Origin of the sequence: Priestia sp. SIMBA_032, assembly GCF_046535215.1 — a bacterium.
Taxonomy (GTDB): Bacteria; Bacillota; Bacilli; order Bacillales; family Bacillaceae_H; genus Priestia; species Priestia aryabhattai.
Genome location: NZ_JAWRXD010000370.1, coordinates 1 through 307, shown reverse-complemented (window position 1 = coordinate 307; position 307 = coordinate 1). Strand labels below are relative to the sequence as shown.

1 pseudogene is annotated in these 307 nt (G+C 35.8%); it reads left to right on the top strand.

What is annotated here, in order from left to right:
- Nucleotides 1-239 (top strand): annotated as a pseudogene (locus SB717_RS34785) (DUF2777 family protein); the annotation flags it as partial.
- Between the last annotated feature and the right edge of the window lie 68 nt (nt 240-307).

The following is a 307-nucleotide window of genomic DNA, read 5'->3' as shown; positions in this document are numbered from 1 at the left end:
ATGAAGCATTTTTATTAGAAGATATTGCCGAAGATGGTTTTGAGATTTTATATAACAACAACTGGCTACCAGCTCGTTTCTATGAACAAGATATATTACAAATCGCCAACGAACAGCACCACCTGCAAAACGGGGAAATGATACGTATTCGAAAAAAATTACTTCTTAGCTATAATGAATGGCTCGAGGAATTACCTGACTCTGTGTTCACATTATTAACCGAATCATTGCAATCACTACTGGCTCTCTTTGTTTAGTAACGAATGAAGGTAATGCAGATCTTGTTATGTCAATTCCGAAAACACAA